Genomic DNA, 17,673 nt, shown 5'->3' with positions numbered 1-17,673 from the left:
CGGGGCCGGGTGGTGCACAAACACCCGCGCCCGCCCCCCCCGGGGGCGGGGCGGCGGCCTCTTTCGGTCGTCGGTGGGTGTGGTGTCCGGTTTCAGAAGATCGGGACGTTCCTCGTCGCGGGCCGTGTCGATCTCGACGTTGCGCAAGATCGCCTGCCACGCACAGTCCTTACCGAAGACGCGTCGGTCACCCAAAGGAACCGACGGTCGCGCAACGAGAGGACGACCACCATGCTGCAGTTCCAGGTCAAGCCGCTGGGCATCACGAACCCCGAGGACGCCCCGAAGCAGCCGAAGTCGCCGGAGGAGCCGCCGCGGTCGCCGGCGCCGCCGCTGCGGTGAACGACCCGACGTAAGGGCTCCGCGCCAGCGGGATCCTGATCACTGATCCCGGCGGGGGTGGTTCTGTACCACCCCCGCCGGGATTCTGCTATCTCTGACCGCGAAGGCTGTACCTCCGAGCCCGTGAGGTTCGGAGGGTTTTCGATGTCCTGTGACATCACGTGGCGGAGGGTGTGGGATTCGAACCCACGAGGACTGTCCCCAGCCCTGGGCGCTTTCAAGGCGCCTGCACTAGTCCACTATGCGAACCCTCCAAGTGGTGACCACCATAGCGGGCCGGACGCGGAGCCGTGCGCCGGACACCGGTCGCCGTTTCCGCGCGGCCCGGGCGTCAGCCGACGCGGCGGTGGATGCGTCGCAGGTCCTCCTCGGGCAGTGCCTCGGCCACCAGCAGCCTGGGGAGCAGGTCGGGTTCGGCGGTCAGGGCGCGGAAGGCCAGCGCGACCGTGACATCGTGCGCCGGACGGTCCTCGACCGTGATCGGGTCTCCGGTCTGGATCTCGCCGGGCTCGATCACCCGGAGGTACGCGCCCGGCAACGTGGCCCGGGTGAAGCGCTTGATCCAGCCCCGCTCCTCCATCCAGCCCTGGAAGGTGCCGCAGGGGATGCGCGGGCAGGACACCTCCAGCAGCACCTGCTCTCCGACGCGCCAGCGCTCCCCGATCAGCGCCCCGTTGACGTCGAGGCCGGACGTGGTGAGGTTCTCCCCGAAGACGCCGTCCGGAAGGTCGCGCCCGAGCTCCGCCGCCCAGCGGTCCAGGTCCTCGCGGGCGTAGGCGTACACCGCCTGGTCGGCGCCGCCGTGGTGTTTGACGTCGTACACGCGGTCTCCGGCGAGGCCGACCGCGCCGGTGCCCTTGGGCCCCGGTGCGGTGACGGCGACCGGTCCGTCCACGGAGCGCTTGTCGATGCCCGTGGTCCCCGTGTCCTTCCACGGGTTCGGGCGTGGCCTGCCGACGTTGACCGAGACGAGGAGTGCCATGGTCGAACGGTAAGCGCATGGAATGCCGACCGCGACCGATTTGTGTTCCGACGGGCCGCCACCCGGGGCGATGGGGCGGCCGTACGCGGGCCCGTCATCCGTGGGCGGCGCCGTTATCCGTACGCGGGGCCGTCATCCGTAGGCGGCGCCGTCATTCGTACGCGGGGCCGTCATCCGTCCGGGGCCAGTGCCGCCAGTCGAACCCGTCCCGCCACCCCGGGGCGTCGGCCGCCCAGGCGGTGAGGACCTCGTGGACCTGCCAGAGGTCGGCGGCGACGGCCTCGAAGTGGCGGTCCGCCGCGCCTTCGCGGTACTCCACGGCGAACGTCCCGTCGACCTCCCGGTACACCTGCATGTAGTGGCCGGGGCCGGGCGCGTCGAGCCGGTCCACGATGAGGTACTGGTTGCCCGGACCGAGTTCGTCGAGCAGCCGGAGGAGGAGCGCGCCGGAGGGGGCGTCGTACGCCGCGCCGTGCGCTGTTTCAGCGCGCAACTCCGATCCGCCCATGCGTGTCACGTTATGTGACGCTTCTTGGCTTTAAAAGCCATGGTGTCGACGGCCTGAATCCCGGCGACGTGCCGGGCTTCGCCGGATGTGGCGAAGAGCCGGTGACCTCGGCGTATCTCCACTATCTTCACTTGCATGCCGAAAAACGAACAGGATCCTGCGGGCAGCACCCAGCAGTTCCGGGCGTTCGCCAACCGGGGAGACGCGTCACCGTCGCGCCCCAACACCGGGCTGATCATCGGCGGTGCGGCCGTCCTGCTGGTGGTCATCGTCGTGGTGGCGCTGCTCGTCATCTGACGGCGACCCCACCCGGATCGGTCAGTGGCCGTTCGCGGAGAAGTGCTGGAAGTCCCAGGGGCCGCCCCAGGAGCCGCCCCAGCCCCAGCCGATCGAGCGAAAGGCCCGGACGACCTTGTCACCCGCGTGGATCACACCGGGATCCTTGCGCTTGCGGTTTCCGTACTTCACGCAGCGCGGATGCTCGATGTGGCCGTTCGAGTGCACGTAGGGGTTCTCGCACGTGTTGAGGTCGACGGCGAGCCCGTACGCGTGCTGGGACCAGTTGCTGGACCCCGTCGCGTTGCGGCAGTTGAACGCCGAGGTGTTGTCGGCCTCGATCGAGTCGAAGTCGCTGCCCTTGTACTTGTCCACGAGCTCCATGCGCCGGATCGGATAGCGCTGGTCGTACAGCTTGTGGAAGACGCTGACGATCTTGGAGGCCACGTGGGCGTTGACCACCATCTCGCCCTCATGCGGCTTGTGGTCCATGCCCCAGTACGTCATCCGGATCAGCCGGAGGCCGTCGAGGCCGACCGGGCAGCCGGCGTGCCAGGAGTATTTGACCGTCGCGCGCGAGGGAATCTTCGAAATCTTTGCGGTGAAGGCCTGCGGCCTCGCCGAGGCGGTGGCGGACGGCGAGGAGGTCGGGGTGGCTGAGCCTGGAGTGGTGGCGGCCGGCGACGTCGCCGCCGGCGCGGCCGGTGGGCGGGCCGTGTCCGACGATCCCCCGCCACAGGCCGAAAGGGCCACAGCCGCGCCACCCAGGACGGCGGCCAGGGTCAGGCGTTCCATAACGGAAGGATTACATGCGGTCGCCGATGCTTCGTCCCGAATCGGCGGGCGAACTAGTCTGCGGCTACGGCCGGGGCAGTCGATCCGTGAGGGCCGATCATGACGGACACGGGCGAGAAGCGGCGACCGCCCCTCGGTATGCGCGAGATCACCGCCGTGGGCAGCGGGCTCGGCACCTTCATCCTCGTCGACTCGATCATGATGTACTCCGCCCTCGAGATGAACCTCTCCGGCGGCAAGGACTTCAGCCTGCTGGCTCAGGCGCTGGCGCTGCTCCTGCTGGCGTTCGGGCTCGGCGGCTTCCTGGCCTGGAAGATGACCGGCTTCACGCGGCTGTACGGCGTCGGCCTGATGTGCGGCTGGACGTTCATGACGCTGTTCTCGCTCGGCTTCTGCACCGGCCTCAACTCCTGAGTCGGCCGGTGCTCGTGCCGTCGAGGTCAGCGCACCTTGCCGACCCGCTCGGCGACGGCGCTGAACGCCCGGCCGATGGCCTTCAGGTCCTCCGGGTCGATCACGTCGATGAAGAAGTCCCGTACGGTGGTGACATGATCACGTGCGGCCCGGTCGAGGAAGGTGAGGCCCTTCTCGGTGAGCTCGGCGTTGACTCCGCGCTTGTCGTCACCGCAGGTGCCGCGCGAGACGAATCCCTTGCACTCCAGCCGGGCGACGGTGTGCGAGAGGCGGCTCCGCGACTGGCTCGCGTACTCCGCCAGCTCGGCCATGCGCAGCCGCCGGTCGGGGGCCTCGGACAGGCGCACGAGGATCTCGTACTCGGCGGTGGTCAGTCCGTGCTTCGCCTTCAGGTCGCGGTCGAGGAGGTCGGCCAACCGGACGCTGCCCTCGATGTAGGCGCGCCAGTCACGCTGTTGGGAGGCATCGAGCCAGCGCGGTTCGCTCATGTCCGCCATGATATCAGGATGGTTTAATTTTCAACAAGTTTTCGTGGTGTGATCGGGGGACGTGAACGGCCCCTACAGGCGGGTCGCGGCGCGAACCAGCCCGGCGAGGGCCCGGGACCGGCTGTGCGGCGGCCACGCGATCACCGTCGTCACCGTCGGCGCGGGGCCAGCGCGGCAACGGCAGGCCGGGCAGCGCGGTGACGTCGGCCATCCGCAGGTGGGCCCGGCCGGTGAGGGGATGCCCGGCCGGCAGGACCACGACCTGTCCCTCCGCGCGCAGTTCCTCGGTGTCGAACCCGACCGTCGAGTCGAAGGGCTGGTGCAGCAGCGCCACGTCGGCCCGCCCGTCGCGCAGCAGGCGCTCCTGCTCGGCGGGCCCGCACAGGAGAACGTCGACGGCGACCGCGTCGGGTTCGGCGGCGTACGCGTCGAGCAGCTTCGACAGCAGTTCGCTGGACGCCCCGGCCTTCGTGACGAGGACCAGGCCGGGGTGGCCCGTCGCGGCGAGGGCGGCACGGCGGGTACGGCGGTCGGCGGCGTCGACCGCGTCGAGCGCCGCCCGGCCCTCGCGCAGCAGCACCGACCCGGCCTCGGTCAACGTGACGCTGCGGCTGGTGCGTACCAGCAGCGCCACCCCGAGCCGCCGTTCGAGCTGCTGGATCGCCCGTGACAGCGGCGGCTGCGCGATTCCGAGCCGCTGCGCGGCCCGTCCGAAGTGCAACTCCTCGGCGACGGCGACGAAGTACCGCAACTCCCGCGTCTCCATGCCGCAACGGTACGGCGTGCCGCGCCCCGAAAACCCACGGTGGCCGATGACCTGGATCGATACTGGAGAGGTATCGCCGCCCACCTGAACGGTGTTGGCGGCCGCGCCGGGGGCGCGGCCAGGATCGAGGGCATGAGCGAACAGACGATCGCGTTGGTCACCGGCGCGAACAAGGGAATCGGGTACGAGATCGCGGTCGGCCTGGGTGCGCTCGGCTGGAGCGTCGGCGTCGGCGCCCGGGACGAGGAGCGTCGGGAGGCCGCCGTGGAGAAGCTGCGCGCGGCCGGCGTCGACGTGTTCGGCGTGCCGCTCGACGTGACCGACGACGCGAGCGTGGCCGCCGCCGCGAGGTTGATCGAGGAGCGTGCCGGCCGCCTCGACGTGCTGGTCAACAACGCCGGCGTGACCGGCGGCATGCCGCACGAGCCCACCAAGGTGGACCCCGCGACCGTGCGGACGGCCGTGGAGACCAATGTGATCGGCGTCATCCGCGTCATCAACGCGATGCTGCCGCTGCTGCGCCGCTCGGCGTCGCCGCGGATCGTGAACATGTCCAGCAGCGTCGGCTCCCTCACCCGGCAGTCCGAATCCGTCGCCCGGCGATCCGACTCCGCCGACGAGCGCGGGACGGGCCCGATCTCCGCCGCGTACGCACCATCGAAGACGTTCCTGAACGCCGTCACCGTCCAGTACGCCAGGGAGCTCCGCGACACCAACATCCTCATCAACGCCGGCTGCCCCGGTTTCTGCGCGACCGACCTCAACGGCTTCCGCGGCGTCCGTACCCCCGAGCAGGGCGCGGCGATCGCGCTCCGGCTCGCGACCCTCCCCGACGACGGACCGACCGGCGGTTTCTTCGAAGACGCCGGGGTGGTGCCCTGGTGACAGCGCAATAGGCGCCGCGCGGCTCGATGGACGGCCCACGGGAATGATTGAATCTTCAATCACGTTCCATGGGTCGTACCGACCGAGGAGGTTCCGATGCCCGCCGTGACCGCCGATCCGCTCACCCTGACCCGACTGCCCCGCCTACCGGAGCAGGACACCGCCTGGCGGCCGGTCGCCAAGGTCGTCACCGCCGCCAAGCACCTGGAGGGAGAGGGCTTCCAGGTCCGCCGGCCGTTCCCCGGCATCGACCTGTCGCTGGCCGACCCCTTCCTCCTGCTCGACCACATGGGCGCGGTGGAGTACGCCCCGGGCGAGGCCAAGGGCACGCCCTGGCATCCGCACCGCGGCTTCGAGACCGTGACCTACATCATCGACGGGGCCTTCCAACATCAGGACACCACGGGCGGCGGCGGGCTGATCACCGACGGCGCCACCCAGTGGATGACCGCCGGTGCCGGGATCCAGCACATCGAGCAGCCCACGCCCGAACTGGTCGCCAAGGGCGGCCTCTTCCACGGCGTGCAGCTCTGGGTGAACCTGCCGCGCGCCCAGAAGCGGGTGCCGCCGCGGTACCAGGACATCGAGTCGCGCGACGTCGCCCTGCTGTCCAGCGACGACGGCTCGTCCGTCGTCCGGGTCATCGCGGGGGAGCTGGCGGGGCACCAGGGGCCCGGCGTCACCTACACGCCGATCACCTACCTGCACGCCACCGTCGCGCCCGGCGCCCGGCTGACCCTGCCGTGGCCGCGCGACTTCAACGCGCTGGTGTACGCCCTGTCGGGCCGTGGCCAGGCGGGACCGGACGGCCGGCCGGTGGACGAGGGGCAGCTCGCCGTCTTCGGCAAGGGCGACGCGCTCACCGTCACGGCGGCCGACTCGCAGCCGTCGGCCAGCCGGAACGGCTGGGAGATCCTCATCCTCGGCGGCCTGCCGATCCGGGAGCCGATCGCGCGGTACGGCCCGTTCGTGATGAACACCCGCCAGGAGATCATCGAGGCGTTCGAGGACTTCCAGGCCGGCCGGATGGGCGCGATCCCCGCCGAGCGGGTCCCGCACCGCAGCCCCGCCGACGAATCGCTCGCGTAGGCTCCACCGCCCGCGGAAGCCCCTGCCCTGGTGGGGGCTTTCGCGTTGCCGGGAACGTCCCGCCGGATTCCGATGGTGGATCAGGCAACCCGCGTGACTTGTAGGGTTTAAGCGGTCGCAGGCGTCTCATGCCATGGAGTGGCGGGTTGTCCGTTTTTTCGCGTGAACGGCTCCGTAGCTTCGTCGACGCTCCGGCGTTCCAACGTACGATCATCGCCGTCATCACGCTGAACGGGGTGGCGCTCGGGCTGGAGACCTCACCCGGCCTGGCCGACGGGCACGCCGTCGCCTTCGTCGTGATCGACCGGATCATCGTCGCGATCTTCGCCGTCGAGATCCTCCTGCGGATCACGGCACAGGGAAAGGCGTTCTTCCGCGATCCGTGGAACTGGTTCGACCTGATCATCGTCGGCGTCGCCCTCGTGCCCGCCTCGGAGTCGCTGTCGATCCTCCGCCTCTTCCGGTTCCTGCGCATCCTGCGGCTGATCTCCGTGGTGCCGAGCATGCGCCGGGTGATCTCGGCGCTGTTCTCCGCGATTCCGGGGCTGGCCTCGATCCTGGTCCTCCTGCTGCTGTCGCTCTACGTCGCGGCCGTCATCGGCGAGCGGCTCTTCCACGAGGCGGCCCCGCAGCATTTCGGGAACCTGGGGAAGTCGCTGTTCACGATGTTCACGGTGCTCACGGTCGAGAACTGGCCGAGCGTCGCCGAGGACGTGATGGCCAAAGAGCCGCTGGCCTGGATCTTCTTCGTCACGTTCATCGTGGTCACGGCGTTCTTCATCCTCAACCTGCTCATCGGCGTGATCGTTTCCGCGATGCAGACCGAGGTCGACGCCTCGCGCTGGAAAGAGGACCAGGAGCTGGAGCTGGAGCAGCACAACGCGCTGATGAACGAGATCCGGGCGCTCAGCGAGAAGATCGACCGGCTCGAGGCCCGCTCGCCGGCCGCCGCGGACACCGATTCGTCCCAAGGCGCCGGGCCGCGTTCGCGCCCGAACGGGCTGGACGAGGTCGAGGTCGGCTGAGAGCCGGCCGACGAATGCCGCTACCTTTCGAGGTCCGCGCCGCCGAGGGCGACGGGTAGGCACACGCCCGCCCGCCCATGGCGCGACAGTCCTGGTGTCGGCCGGCGGCGATGGGCTGCAGCGCAGATCGCCGCCAAGCCTCAGCCCGGAACCTCTTCGGCACCGCCTCGCGGCGGCTGAACGAAACGCTCGGCGAAGCGGCCCGGGAATGCGGCGAAGAACGACATGTCCACGACTGAACGCCGCTTTCACCGAGCCTTCGACACGACCGCCGGGTGAGGACCGGCGGGGACCTCGTCCATGGAGCGGGGGGGGGTGGGCCCCCTCCCGCCTGGGTTCTCACAACGCGTCCTCCGGCGTGCCGGCTAATTCGCCAGAGGCATCAGCCGTCCCGTCGCTCCGGCGGCGGCTTGCCGTCGACCTCGATGCGAGGGACGGTCCAGTTGCCCGCCCCCTTCGTGATCTCGCGCCGCGGCGCGGCCTCTTCTTCCGGGGTGAGCGGCTGCTTCTTCTCCTGCGACATGGTCGCCTCCAGGATGTTCTCGTCTGACCGTGCGTTCAGCACGGGGCTGGTTCCTTTGCTGGAGAGCCAACTGAGGCCGCCCGGCCAGAACCTGGCTCTGCAATCGCCACATGCGGCCCGGCCCGGTGCCGTCTCGCGACTTCGCCGGCCCGTTCTCGGACGGCGACGTGGACGAGACACCAAGCAATCCAGCATGCGCCGAACACCTCGAATGCCGCTTCGGCGAGCATCGCCGCGCGCCTCCGGCCATAAGGCTTCCAGCCATATGGTCGGATCGATCACCCACTTTGACGTCGCCGTTGACGTACCAGCCCCGGCAAATCGGTCATCGACCCGATGATATCGGCGGCAATGAGACCACAGCGGCGGCAAAGGTCGCCGCGAGGCCGGGCGCGGGGACTCGTTGCGATGATCCCTGGCGGACGCTGTCGGTAGAACGCAGTGAACGCCAGGGAATCATGCGGTCGGCTCGTCGCCACTCGTTGGATCGGCCAACTCGCCGAGCATTTGGCGCGCTTCGGCGGGGTATTTCCTAACCAATACCTGGAGTTGGGAGAGTTCGCCGATGCGGCTGACGCCGACGACCAGCGTTCGGTTCAGCAGGCAGCGGAACTCCTCGAGTCGCCGGACGAGATCGCATTCGGGGATCGTCACTTAAGACCTCGTCTCACGTGGAGCTCGGCCCACACCCGGTTTCCGCGAGCCGTTTCCTCATAGCCCCAGCTGTCCGCGAGGGTTTCGACGATCCACAGGCCGCGTCCATGCTCGTCGTCATCACACGGTCTTCGCTGCTCCGGCTTGCCCTTGCGCTGATCGGCGACCTCGACCCGGAGGACCGCAGTCCTGAGGTCAAGGTACAGGGTCAGCCGGTATTCACCGCCGGGAATCGCGTTGGCGACCAACTCGCCCGTGATCTGCTCGACGTCGTCGGCCAGCCGGCCGAGGCCCCACGCCGAGAGCACTCTTCTGCCGAACCGGCGCGCGACGCCGGCGAACTCGGGACCCGGTCCGAGGTCCACGTAACGCGCGACTCCAGGGTTTATCGCAATGCCCGACATGACGCCTCCTTGGCAGCCCTGTGGTCAGGGGTTTTCAGGATGTGGGCGTTAGGGCTACCGTGGGGAGCGATTAGTGACTACAAAGAGTTTGTAGCCTTACTGGGCGAAGGAAGTGGTGCCGATGTCGCAGGCGGATGACCTCGACCCATTCCGGTCTGTCCGGGAATGGATGGCTTGCGAGCTACGCGAACGCCGCAAAGTAGCTGGAATGACGCAGCTTGAGTTAGCTCAGTTCCTCCGCGTCACCAAGCCGCAGATACAGCATCTGGAGGCCGGCCGGCGAGCGTTCCATAAGGATCACGCCGAAGCGCTCGATGAGCTGTGGCCTACGGGCCAACTCTTCTTGAAGCTGTACACGCACCAGCATCGGGAACATGATCGAGAGTGGTTCCGCCGCTACACCGGCTACGAGTGTCGTGCCGACGATATCAGGATCTTTCAGCCGCTCGTCATCCCCGGCCTGTTCCAAACACCCGCGTACACCCGTGCGCTGCTTGAAAGCAGTCGAGCGCCGGACCTGGACGAGGCGGTCTCCGCCCGGACCGCTCGACAAGAGATCCTGGACCGTGACGACCCCCCGGAAGTCTGGGCGATCATCATGGAGTCGGTACTTCGGAATCCGATCGGAGGGCCGGCCGTCCTCCGCGAGCAGCTCGCGCGGCTTCTGGAGATCGCCCACTGCCCGAACGTCACGGTTCAGGTCATCCCGACGAGAGCCGGCGCTCACGTCGGCCTTGACGGTGGCTTCGTCCTCTTGTCGGTCGATGATGAGCGGATAGCCTTTGTAGAGGCGCAACTATCCGGGCGACTCGTCCGCGATGAGGGCGAATCGAAGGAGCTAGCGGTGCGGTACAACCGGATTCGCGCTAAAGCCCTGTCCGAGGATGACTCCCTAACCTTGATCGCGAGCATCTTGGAGGACCTCTCCCATGCAGCAAGTGATTGATTGGCGTACGTCCGCGCGAAGCAACACGTCCAGCCAGGGCGAGTGCGTCGAAGTGGCCGTCTTCGAGGACGAGCGTTCGGCCTGACGCTTCCTCCTGGTTCGGAGAGACCGCCTCTCGACCTGGATATCCAGGTCGAGAGGCGGGACGTGTCGCGACCGATCGACTCCGCCCTGGAACGCACGGGGAGTGGCCACTGCGAGAGCCGAGGGCGTCTCAGCTGACCGCCTTCTTCACCAGCTCGGCGATCCGTGCCTCCACCTCGGGGGTCAGCTCGGTCAGGGCGAACGCGACCGCCCACATCGGGCCCTCGTCCAGCGTCGCCGGGTCGCTGAACCCCAGCGTCGCGTAGCGCGTCTTGAACTTCTCCGCGGGCTGGAAGTGGCAGACGATCTTGCCGTCCAGCGCGTAGGCGGGCATGCCGTACCAGAGCTTCGGCGCGAGAGTCGGGGCGTTGGCCGTGATGACGGCATGCACACGCTCGGCCATGACCCGGTCCGAGTTCCCCATCTCGGCGATCTTCGCGAGCACGTCCCGGGCCGCCTCTGCCGCCTTGTCCGCCTTCGAACCGCGCCGCGACGCCTTCTTCATCTCTTGAGCGTGGTCCTTCATCGCGGCCCGCTCCTCGGCACTGAATCCCTCGTACGCGCTGTCGGCGGTGTTGCTCATGGTTGGTTTCTCCTTGCGGATCGATTGCTGTTCGGGGTCTTGAGAGATGGTCGTGCGTCCATCCGGTGGACGCCATGACGATGAGACTAGAAGCGGTGCCGGAAGTCGCGCTTCTCGATTCCTGACCCATCTGGGCGCCTGGGGCGCCACACCCGGGATGCGGTTCGGGGCCAGGCCCACCCCGTCGAGGTGGGCGGTTACATACATGCAGCCTGTACGTACAGGCTGCATGTATGTATGGTGTGCGGCATGATCGACATCGGCGTACTGCTCCCCACGCGTGAGGCCGCGATCGGCGGCGATTGGGACGTGTCGCGACTGATCGAGTTCGCCCGCCAGGCGGAGGACCTGGGCTTCGACTCCGTCTGGGCCGGTGACTCGCTGACCGCCCGGCCCCGCGTCGAGCCGCTCACCCTCCTGTCGGCCGTCGCCGCCGCGACGACCACCGTGGGCGTCGGCACGGCCGCGCTGACCGGCGCGCTCCGGCAGCCGTTGCTCGCCGCCCACGCGATCACGACCCTCGACCTCGTCAGCGAGGGCCGGCTGACGCTCGCCCTCGGCGCGGGCTTCCCGTACCCGCAGACGAAGGCGGAGTTCACCGCGGCCGGCGTGCCGTTCACCGAGCGGCTCGGTCGCCTGCTGGAGACCGTGCGGCTGTGGCGGTCGCTGTGGAGCGCGGACCGGCCGGACTCCTTCGACGGTCGCTACTGGCGGTTCGAGGGGCTGGCCGGTCTCCCGGCGGCGGCGCGACCGGGCGGGCCGCCGCTCTGGCTGGCCGGCGCCGGGCCGAGGGCGGTCGACCGGGTCGGGCGGCTCTTCGACGGCTGGCTGCCCTACCTTCCCGATCCGGTGGAGTACGGCAGGCAACGGGCGCAGATCGACGCGGTCGTCGCCGGAGCCGGGCGCGAGCCCGAGGCGGTCACGCCCGCGCTGTACGTGACCGTGCTCCCGCAGGACGATCCGGAACGGGCACGCGGGGAGTTGGACGCCTACGTCCGGGCGTACTACGGCTCCTCGCTGGACGACATGGCCGGGCTCCAGGCCTTCATCGCGGGCACGCCGGACCAGTGCGCCGAGCGCCTGGCGGCGTACGCCGGCGCGGGTGCGCGGCACTTCGTCGTCCGCGTCGGCGCCCTGGACGCGTCGCCCCATCTGGAGACCGTCGCCCGGATCGCGGAGGCCGTACGGGCGCAGGCGCGGGTCGTCGCCGGGGGCGTCCGATGAGGCGGGCGGAGGTCGTGGCGGGTCTGGCCGGGGAGTACGCGAGGTTCGCCGCGCTGATCGACGGGCTGTCGCCGGAGGAGTGGCGTACGGCGACCCGGTGCACCCGCTGGGAGGTCCGCGACGTCGCCGGTCACGTCACGGCGAACGCCGTGGACGCCGTCGACGGCGTGGTCGGCGCACGTACGCCCGACGAGCAGGCGCGGGCGTTCCGGGACGCCGCGCCGGCGGACCTCGCCGCCCGGTTGCGCACGGCCGCCGGGAGCCTGCTCCCGTTCCTGGAGTCACTCGACGACGCGGCCTGGGAACGACCGGTCCAGAAGGTCGGACGGTCCCTCGGCAATGGCGTGCACACGCTCTGGTACGACGCGTTCGTGCACGGCGACGACATCCGGGCGGCGCTCGGCCGGCCCAGCGACCGCGGACCCGGCCTGCTCGCGAGCGCCGGGTGGCTCCGCGGCGAACTCGACCGGCTGGGCCGGGGCCCGTTCCGGCTGGTCCTCGACGGGGCCGGCGAGTACGCGATCGGTGCCGGCGGCCCCGTGCTGCGCGGCGACCCCCTGCGGTTCGTGCTGGTCGCGTCCGGGCGGGCGGATCCGGCGGAGTTCGGGACGGACGCGACCATCAACGTGCACCTACGATGACCGCTATGAGTCTCAAGGTGGAACAGGGCGAGGCGACGCGGGCGGCGCTCGTCGACGCGGCCATCGCCCTGTTCACCGACAAGGGCTTCGCCGAGACGTCGACGACGGAGATCGTGCGGCGCGCCGGGGTGACGCGCGGTGCGCTCTACCACCATTTCGCCGACAAGGAGAAGCTGTTCCGGGCGGCCCACGAGGCGATCGAGAAGGACATCTTCCAGCGCGCCCGTACGGTCTCCGAGACGGCGGAGGGCGGGGCGGTCGAGCGGCTGAAGGCGGGCGCCGACGCGTTCCTCGACTCCTGCCTCGAGCCCGCCGTCCGGCGCATCCTTCTGATCGAAGGACCGCTCGTACTCGGCTGGCAACGCTCCCTCGACTTCGACAATCCGCACTGCGCGCGGCGACTGCTGCGGGCCTCGGTTGCGCAGCTGCGCCCGGACGAGGCGCCGGAACCGCTCGCTCACCTGCTGTTCGGCGCGCTCTGGCAGGCGGGTCTGGTCGTCGCGGCGGCGCCGGAGAGGCGCGCGGAGATGGCCGGCGCGCTCCAGCGCATGGTCGATAATTTGTTCGACGGGTAGCGGGCGTTCCGCTGACGGACCCGCCCCGGGTGCGCTACCGTGACGTGAACTTCGAACAATAGTTCGACGTCCGGTATGCGCACGTCTTGAGGAGGCGGGGCCGGTGGCGATCCTCACCGCTCCGGGTGCGACACGGTGCCGGCCGCGCCGTCGCGCGACACGCCGTAGCACTTTCTACGGAAATCTACGACCGCAGCTATATCCGCTCATAGAGTCCGAGAGCGTGGACCCCGTGCGCAACCCGTACGCCCCCGGCGCGGGGCAGCGACCTCCAGAGCTCACCGGCCGCGACCGCGAGCTGCGGCAGTTCGAGGTCGTGCTCGAACGTGTCGCGCACGGCCGCCCCGAGCGCAGCATGATCCTGACCGGCCTGCGCGGTGTGGGCAAGACCGTGCTGCTCAACACGTTCCGGTCGATGGCGATCCAGCGGCTGTGGGGGACCGGCAAGATCGAGGCGCGTCCCGACCAGTCGATCCGCCGTCCCGTGGCCTCCGCCCTGCACATGGCCGTACGCGAGCTGGCCCCCCGGCACCGCGCGCCCGACCGCATCGAGGGTTTCCTCGGCGTGCTCAAGGCGTTCGCGCAGGCCGAGACCGAGCCGGTGAAGGGCAAGGCCGCGCCGCGCCGGTGGAACCCCGGCATCGACGTGCCCGCCGCGCGCGGCCGGGCCGACTCCGGCGACCTGGAGATCGACCTGACCGAGCTGTTCGTCGACGCGGCCTCGGTCGCCACCGACCTCGGCGTGGGCATCGCGCTGTTCGTCGACGAGATGCAGGACATCCCGGCCGACGACGTGTCGGCGCTGTGCGCGGCCTGCCACGAGCTGTCCCAGAGCGGTGGACCCCTGATCGTGGTCGGCGCCGGGCTGCCGCACCTGCCTGCGGTGCTGTCGGCCAGCAAGTCCTACTCCGAGCGCCTCTTCCGGTACGCCCGCATCGACCGGCTCGACCGGTCCGCCGCCGACCTGGCCCTGCTCGCCCCGGCCGAGCGGGAGGGCGTGACCTTCACTCCCGACGCCCTCGACGCGCTCTACCAGGCCGCCGACGGCTATCCCTACTTCGTCCAGGCGTACGGCAAGGTCGCCTGGGACATCGCGCCGGAGAGCCCGATCAGCGCGGACGACATCAAGGTCGCGGCACCGGAGGCGGAGGGGGAGCTGGCGGTCGGCTTCTTCGGCAGCCGGTACGAGCGCGCGACCCCGGCCGAGCGCGATTACATGCGGGCCATGGCGTCGCTGGGCGATGACCCGGTGCCGACCTCCACCGTCGCCGAGGAGCTGGGCCGCAAGCCGTCCAGCCTCTCGCCGGCCCGCGACGGCCTGATCAAGAAGGGGCTGATCTACAGCGCGGAGCGCGGCCTGGTCGCCTTCACGGTGCCGCACTTCGGGCACTTCCTCCGGTCCCAGCCGGTCTGACCTCCGCGATCCCGGCCGCTCTGACGTCCTATATCGGTCTCTTGCGAATGCGCTAGAGAGGCGTAGACGACTCGATCGAGCGTCGCGAGCGAAATCTACTCCTCTCTAGTCGCGACCTTAGAGAGCGCTAGAGAACGGTCGAGAGTCGAGTCGAGTTCTCTATAGCGCTTTCTAGTGAACGCGGAAGAGTCCGCTATATGCCTGCAGAGGCCCCGAGGAGGTCGGCGGTGCGCACCACCCGCGCGAACCGTCCGTGGTGCAGGCTGGCGGACGTCGCCCGGGTGAGCTCCTCCGCCGTCACCGTCTCCCCGTCCGGCCCGACGGCGTCGAAGGTGTGCATGGCGTCGATCGGGTAGAGCACGTCGTATCCGAGATTGCCGCCCATCCGGGCGGTGGTCTCGTTGCACATGTTCGTCTGGATGCCGGCGATCACGATCTGGCCGATGCCGCGCTCGCGCAGCCAGCCGTCGAGATCCGGCTTGCCGTAGAACGCCGAGTTCACGTTCTTGGTCACGAACAGCTGGGGCTCGGCGCCCTCGAACGCGGCGACGACGACGTCCTTGAGCGCGTTCCCCGGCGACTCCGGCGCCAACGGCGATCCCTCCGGGCTGTCGTGCCGGACCAGCACGATCGGCCGGCCGGCCGATCGCCAGGCCCGGATGAGGGCCACGATGTTGTCCTCGGCGGCAGGGTTGTCGCGCCGGCCGAAGTACGGGTCCTCGAACCCCTTCTGGACGTCGATCACGATGAGTGCCGCGTTTTCGGTGAGTTCTGCCATGTCAGGAAGCATCCCCTCGCGGCGGGGGTCCGACGAGTGGCAGAAAAGTCGACGTACGGTACTTTCCTGCCATGCGTACCGTCGGCGTCGTCGTCTGCGCCGGCATCCGCCCCTTCGACTACGGCGTGATCACCGAGGTCTGGGGAGTCTCCCGCCCCGGGTGTTCCGACTTCGAGCTGTGGCGCTGCGGTGAGGGCCCCGTGGAGCTCGAGCACGGCGTCACCCTCGCCCCCGACCGGGGCCTGGTCGCGCTCACCGAGTGCGACCTCGTCGTCGTGCCCGGCCGGGTCGACGCCCTCGCTCCCGTGTCCGCCGCCGTCCTCGGCGCGCTGCGCGCCGCGTACGAGGCGAAGGTGCCGATCGCGTCGTTGTGCGCGGGGGCGTTCGTGCTGGGTGCGGCCGGTCTGCTCGACGGCCGCCGGGCCGTCACCCACTGGGCGCTGACCGACGCGCTCGCCGAGCGCTACCCCGCCGCCCGCGTTCGACCCGACGTGCTGTTCACCGAGGACGGCGGCATCTGGACCTCGGCGGGCACGGCCGCCGGCATCGACCTGTGCCTCCACCTCGTACGCCGCGCCCGCGGCGCCGCCGTCGCCAACACCATCGCCCGGCGCATGGTCACCGCCGCGCACCGGGAGGGCGGCCAGGCGCAGTTCGTCGAGCGCCCGGTCCCCGCCCCGGCCACCGCGCAGTCCGCCGTCGCCGACACCCTCGAGTGGGCCCGCCGCCACCTGGCCGAGCCGCTGTCCGTGGCGGACCTGGCGAGGCGGTCGGGCACCGCCCCGCGGACGTTCGCCCGGCACTTCACCCAGCTCACCGGCACCACGCCCGCGCACTGGCTGATCCGGCAGCGCGTCGCCGAGGCGCAGCGGCTCCTGGAGACCACCGACCTGGCGGTCGAGCAGGTGGCGGCCCGCACCGGGTTCGGCACCGCCACCATGCTCCGCCGCCACTTCGCGCGCGTCGTCGGTGTGCCGCCCACGAGCTACCGCCGGACGTTCGCCGGCGCGTAGTCCTTCAGCGTGAGCGCGTTGGCCACCTCGATGAGCCGCGCGGTGTTGTTGTCGAACTCGGGGACCTCCGCGCCGTCCTCCAGGAGCTCCCGATCGACCAGCGCGAGCGCCTGGTTGTCGGCGACGAAGTCCCGCAGCTCCGCCTCGTACGCCGCGAACCCGGCCTCGTGGTCGCCGCCGGCCGCCGCCAGCTCGCCCGCCAGGACGTACGCGCCGATGAGGGCCATGCTCGTGCCCTGCCCGGACATCGGCGACCCGCAGTAGCCCGCGTCGCCCAGCAGCGCGACCCGGCCGCGCGACCAGCGGTCCAGGTGGATCTGGGCCATGGCGTCGAAGTGGAAGTCCGGCGCGTCCCACATGTACTTCAGCGCGGTGGGCAACACCCACACGTCGCCGATGCGGTCGGCCAGCAGCCGCTTCTGCGCCTCGATGTCCCGGTAGTCGTAGTCCAGCGGCTCCTCGGACCCGAACCCGACGTACACCCGGACCTCACCGTTGCCGCGCGCGGTCATCACGCCGCCGCCGACGCCGCCCTCCATGCAGAAGGTCTGCCAGCGGTCCAGCCCGAGGAAGTTCGGCGCGGTGTACACCGCGACGTACATGCCGAGGTACTTGATGAACTCCGTCTCGGGGCCGAAGACCAGGCTGCGGACGTTCGAGTGCAGCCCGTCGGCGCCGACCACCAGGTCGCACGACCGCGCGACCCCGCTCTCGAACGTGACGTGCACGCCGTCCCCGTCCTGGGCGATCGCGGCGATCGAGTCGTCGAAGAGGTACTCCACCCGGTCCCCCGCCGCGTCCCGCAGCAGTCCGATCAGGTCGTCGCGCATGATCTCGACGTCGGGACTGTCGAGGACGCCTCCGCTGAACGTCCGCTCGGTGCTGGAGTACAGCTCCTTGCCGGAGCCGTCGACCATCGAGGAGCCGCGCATGTCCGTCTTGAGCCGTCGCATGTCGGGCAGGATGCCCATCCGCTCCGCGACGGTCAGCGCCGTGCCGCGGACGTCGATCGCCTGACCGCCGGGCCGCGGCTTGGCCGCCCGCTCCACCACGGTCACGTCGAAGCCGTGATGGTCCAGCCAGTACGCCTGCGCCAGGCCCGCGATGCCGGCTCCGGAGATGAGAACGCGCGTGTTCCGCATGAGAGGCTCCCTGAGACTCGGTTCGGCGCGGTGTCCCCCGCGCCGAACCCAATCTCGCGCCCGCCGCGCACCGCCGGCTGACAGGCCGCTGGCAGCACGCGGCGGGCGTACGTCAGCGCGCC

At 70.0% G+C, this 17,673-nt stretch carries 23 protein-coding genes and 1 tRNA gene; 12 read left to right on the top strand and 12 right to left on the bottom strand.

The features are described 5' to 3' along the window. Window positions 1-504: 504 nt before the first annotated feature. From AB0K82_RS11670 to AB0K82_RS11660, 3 genes are all read right to left on the bottom strand, one after another. Window positions 505-596 (bottom strand) — tRNA-Ser (locus AB0K82_RS11670). Between the two features lie 77 nt (window positions 597-673). Beyond that, window positions 674-1,324 (bottom strand): MOSC domain-containing protein, encoded by a 651-nt coding sequence (locus AB0K82_RS11665; protein WP_364395544.1) that lies wholly within the window; start codon window positions 1,322-1,324, stop codon window positions 674-676. Between the two features lie 151 nt (window positions 1,325-1,475). Continuing rightward, window positions 1,476-1,832: a hypothetical protein gene (locus AB0K82_RS11660; protein WP_345366569.1), complete on the bottom strand. Its 357-nt coding sequence runs from the start codon at window positions 1,830-1,832 to the stop codon at window positions 1,476-1,478. A 135-nt stretch (window positions 1,833-1,967) separates the two neighbouring features. Between AB0K82_RS11660 and AB0K82_RS11655 the strand changes: the two genes are divergently transcribed. Further along, window positions 1,968-2,129, top strand: a complete 162-nt coding sequence (locus tag AB0K82_RS11655) for a hypothetical protein (protein ID WP_364395542.1) — start codon at window positions 1,968-1,970, stop codon at window positions 2,127-2,129. Window positions 2,130-2,150: 21 nt separating this feature from the next. On the opposite strand, the gene AB0K82_RS11650 is transcribed toward AB0K82_RS11655, so the two are convergent. After that, window positions 2,151-2,903 (bottom strand): M15 family metallopeptidase, encoded by a 753-nt coding sequence (locus AB0K82_RS11650; protein WP_364395540.1) that lies wholly within the window; start codon window positions 2,901-2,903, stop codon window positions 2,151-2,153. Between the two features lie 99 nt (window positions 2,904-3,002). Here AB0K82_RS11650 and AB0K82_RS11645 point away from each other — a divergent pair, with 99 nt between their 5' ends. Next, complete coding sequence (locus AB0K82_RS11645) at window positions 3,003-3,317, top strand: hypothetical protein (RefSeq protein ID WP_345366575.1); 315 nt, start codon at window positions 3,003-3,005, stop codon at window positions 3,315-3,317. A 26-nt stretch (window positions 3,318-3,343) separates the two neighbouring features. On the opposite strand, the gene AB0K82_RS11640 is transcribed toward AB0K82_RS11645, so the two are convergent. Next, entirely contained in the window at window positions 3,344-3,805 is a 462-nt protein-coding gene (locus tag AB0K82_RS11640) for a MarR family transcriptional regulator (RefSeq protein WP_364395538.1), read from the bottom strand. 13 nt (window positions 3,806-3,818) lie between these two features. Then, complete coding sequence (locus tag AB0K82_RS11635) at window positions 3,819-4,571, bottom strand: LysR family transcriptional regulator (protein WP_364395536.1); 753 nt, start codon at window positions 4,569-4,571, stop codon at window positions 3,819-3,821. A gap of 132 nt (window positions 4,572-4,703) precedes the next feature. On the opposite strand from AB0K82_RS11635, the gene AB0K82_RS11630 reads away from it, so the two are divergent. From AB0K82_RS11630 to AB0K82_RS11620, 3 genes are all read left to right on the top strand, one after another. After that, entirely contained in the window at window positions 4,704-5,456 is a 753-nt protein-coding gene (locus AB0K82_RS11630) for an SDR family oxidoreductase (RefSeq protein WP_364395534.1), read from the top strand. A 96-nt stretch (window positions 5,457-5,552) separates the two neighbouring features. Next, the gene (locus AB0K82_RS11625) at window positions 5,553-6,545 is read left to right on the top strand and encodes a pirin family protein (RefSeq protein WP_364395532.1); all 993 of its coding nucleotides are present in this window, start codon (window positions 5,553-5,555) and stop codon (window positions 6,543-6,545) included. Between the two features lie 146 nt (window positions 6,546-6,691). Continuing rightward, window positions 6,692-7,570, top strand: coding sequence for an ion transporter (locus AB0K82_RS11620; RefSeq protein ID WP_364395530.1), 879 nt, complete (start codon window positions 6,692-6,694; stop codon window positions 7,568-7,570). A gap of 382 nt (window positions 7,571-7,952) precedes the next feature. On the opposite strand, the gene AB0K82_RS11615 is transcribed toward AB0K82_RS11620, so the two are convergent. The 3 genes from AB0K82_RS11615 to AB0K82_RS11605 all read right to left on the bottom strand — a co-directional run bounded on the left by AB0K82_RS11615 (window position 7,953) and on the right by AB0K82_RS11605 (window position 9,151). Beyond that, the gene (locus AB0K82_RS11615) at window positions 7,953-8,135 is read right to left on the bottom strand and encodes a hypothetical protein (RefSeq protein WP_364395529.1); all 183 of its coding nucleotides are present in this window, start codon (window positions 8,133-8,135) and stop codon (window positions 7,953-7,955) included. A 414-nt stretch (window positions 8,136-8,549) separates the two neighbouring features. Further along, the gene (locus AB0K82_RS11610; RefSeq protein ID WP_364395527.1) at window positions 8,550-8,747 is read right to left on the bottom strand and encodes a hypothetical protein; all 198 of its coding nucleotides are present in this window, start codon (window positions 8,745-8,747) and stop codon (window positions 8,550-8,552) included. Beyond that, window positions 8,744-9,151, bottom strand: a complete 408-nt coding sequence (locus AB0K82_RS11605) for an ATP-binding protein (protein ID WP_364395526.1) — start codon at window positions 9,149-9,151, stop codon at window positions 8,744-8,746. Before AB0K82_RS11605 ends, AB0K82_RS11610 begins: the two co-directional genes overlap by 4 nt. Before the next feature lie 121 nt (window positions 9,152-9,272). Here AB0K82_RS11605 and AB0K82_RS11600 point away from each other — a divergent pair, with 121 nt between their 5' ends. Next, window positions 9,273-10,097 carry a helix-turn-helix transcriptional regulator gene (locus AB0K82_RS11600; RefSeq protein ID WP_364395525.1) on the top strand — a complete coding sequence of 275 codons (825 nt, stop codon included), beginning with the start codon at window positions 9,273-9,275 and terminating at the stop codon, window positions 10,095-10,097. After that, window positions 10,081-10,182 (top strand): DUF397 domain-containing protein, encoded by a 102-nt coding sequence (locus AB0K82_RS11595; RefSeq protein ID WP_364395524.1) that lies wholly within the window; start codon window positions 10,081-10,083, stop codon window positions 10,180-10,182. The genes AB0K82_RS11600 and AB0K82_RS11595 overlap by 17 nt, the downstream gene beginning before the upstream one ends. Before the next feature lie 129 nt (window positions 10,183-10,311). Here AB0K82_RS11595 and AB0K82_RS11590 read toward each other — a convergent pair whose 3' ends face one another. Continuing rightward, entirely contained in the window at window positions 10,312-10,764 is a 453-nt protein-coding gene (locus tag AB0K82_RS11590; protein WP_364395522.1) for a DUF1801 domain-containing protein, read from the bottom strand. A gap of 249 nt (window positions 10,765-11,013) precedes the next feature. On the opposite strand from AB0K82_RS11590, the gene AB0K82_RS11585 reads away from it, so the two are divergent. The 4 genes from AB0K82_RS11585 (at window position 11,014) to AB0K82_RS11570 (ending at window position 14,618) form a co-directional block, all read left to right on the top strand. After that, the gene (locus AB0K82_RS11585; RefSeq protein WP_364395520.1) at window positions 11,014-11,988 is read left to right on the top strand and encodes an LLM class flavin-dependent oxidoreductase; all 975 of its coding nucleotides are present in this window, start codon (window positions 11,014-11,016) and stop codon (window positions 11,986-11,988) included. After that, window positions 11,985-12,629, top strand: coding sequence for a maleylpyruvate isomerase family mycothiol-dependent enzyme (locus AB0K82_RS11580; protein ID WP_364395518.1), 645 nt, complete (start codon window positions 11,985-11,987; stop codon window positions 12,627-12,629). Before AB0K82_RS11585 ends, AB0K82_RS11580 begins: the two co-directional genes overlap by 4 nt. Window positions 12,630-12,634: 5 nt before the next feature. Then, window positions 12,635-13,204 (top strand): TetR/AcrR family transcriptional regulator, encoded by a 570-nt coding sequence (locus AB0K82_RS11575; protein WP_364395516.1) that lies wholly within the window; start codon window positions 12,635-12,637, stop codon window positions 13,202-13,204. 223 nt (window positions 13,205-13,427) lie between these two features. Then, window positions 13,428-14,618: an ATP-binding protein gene (locus AB0K82_RS11570; protein ID WP_364395514.1), complete on the top strand. Its 1,191-nt coding sequence runs from the start codon at window positions 13,428-13,430 to the stop codon at window positions 14,616-14,618. A 193-nt stretch (window positions 14,619-14,811) separates the two neighbouring features. On the opposite strand, the gene AB0K82_RS11565 is transcribed toward AB0K82_RS11570, so the two are convergent. Further along, window positions 14,812-15,396, bottom strand: a complete 585-nt coding sequence (locus AB0K82_RS11565; protein WP_364395512.1) for a cysteine hydrolase family protein — start codon at window positions 15,394-15,396, stop codon at window positions 14,812-14,814. A gap of 71 nt (window positions 15,397-15,467) precedes the next feature. Between AB0K82_RS11565 and AB0K82_RS11560 the strand changes: the two genes are divergently transcribed. Continuing rightward, on the top strand, window positions 15,468-16,409 hold the full coding sequence (locus tag AB0K82_RS11560) for a helix-turn-helix domain-containing protein (protein WP_364395510.1): 942 nt from the start codon (window positions 15,468-15,470) through the stop codon (window positions 16,407-16,409). On the opposite strand, the gene AB0K82_RS11555 is transcribed toward AB0K82_RS11560, so the two are convergent. Then, window positions 16,382-17,551: an FAD-dependent monooxygenase gene (locus tag AB0K82_RS11555; RefSeq protein WP_364395508.1), complete on the bottom strand. Its 1,170-nt coding sequence runs from the start codon at window positions 17,549-17,551 to the stop codon at window positions 16,382-16,384. The two genes, AB0K82_RS11560 and AB0K82_RS11555, sit on opposite strands and share 28 nt — an antisense overlap. Window positions 17,552-17,673: the final 122 nt, after the last annotated feature.

This window comes from Actinoallomurus sp. NPDC052274 (genome assembly GCF_040679475.1).
GTDB classification, from domain to species: Bacteria; Actinomycetota; Actinomycetes; order Streptosporangiales; family Streptosporangiaceae; genus Actinoallomurus; species Actinoallomurus liliacearum.
The sequence above is the reverse complement of the archived record's forward strand: the minus strand, read 5'-3'. Positions and strand labels throughout refer to the sequence as shown.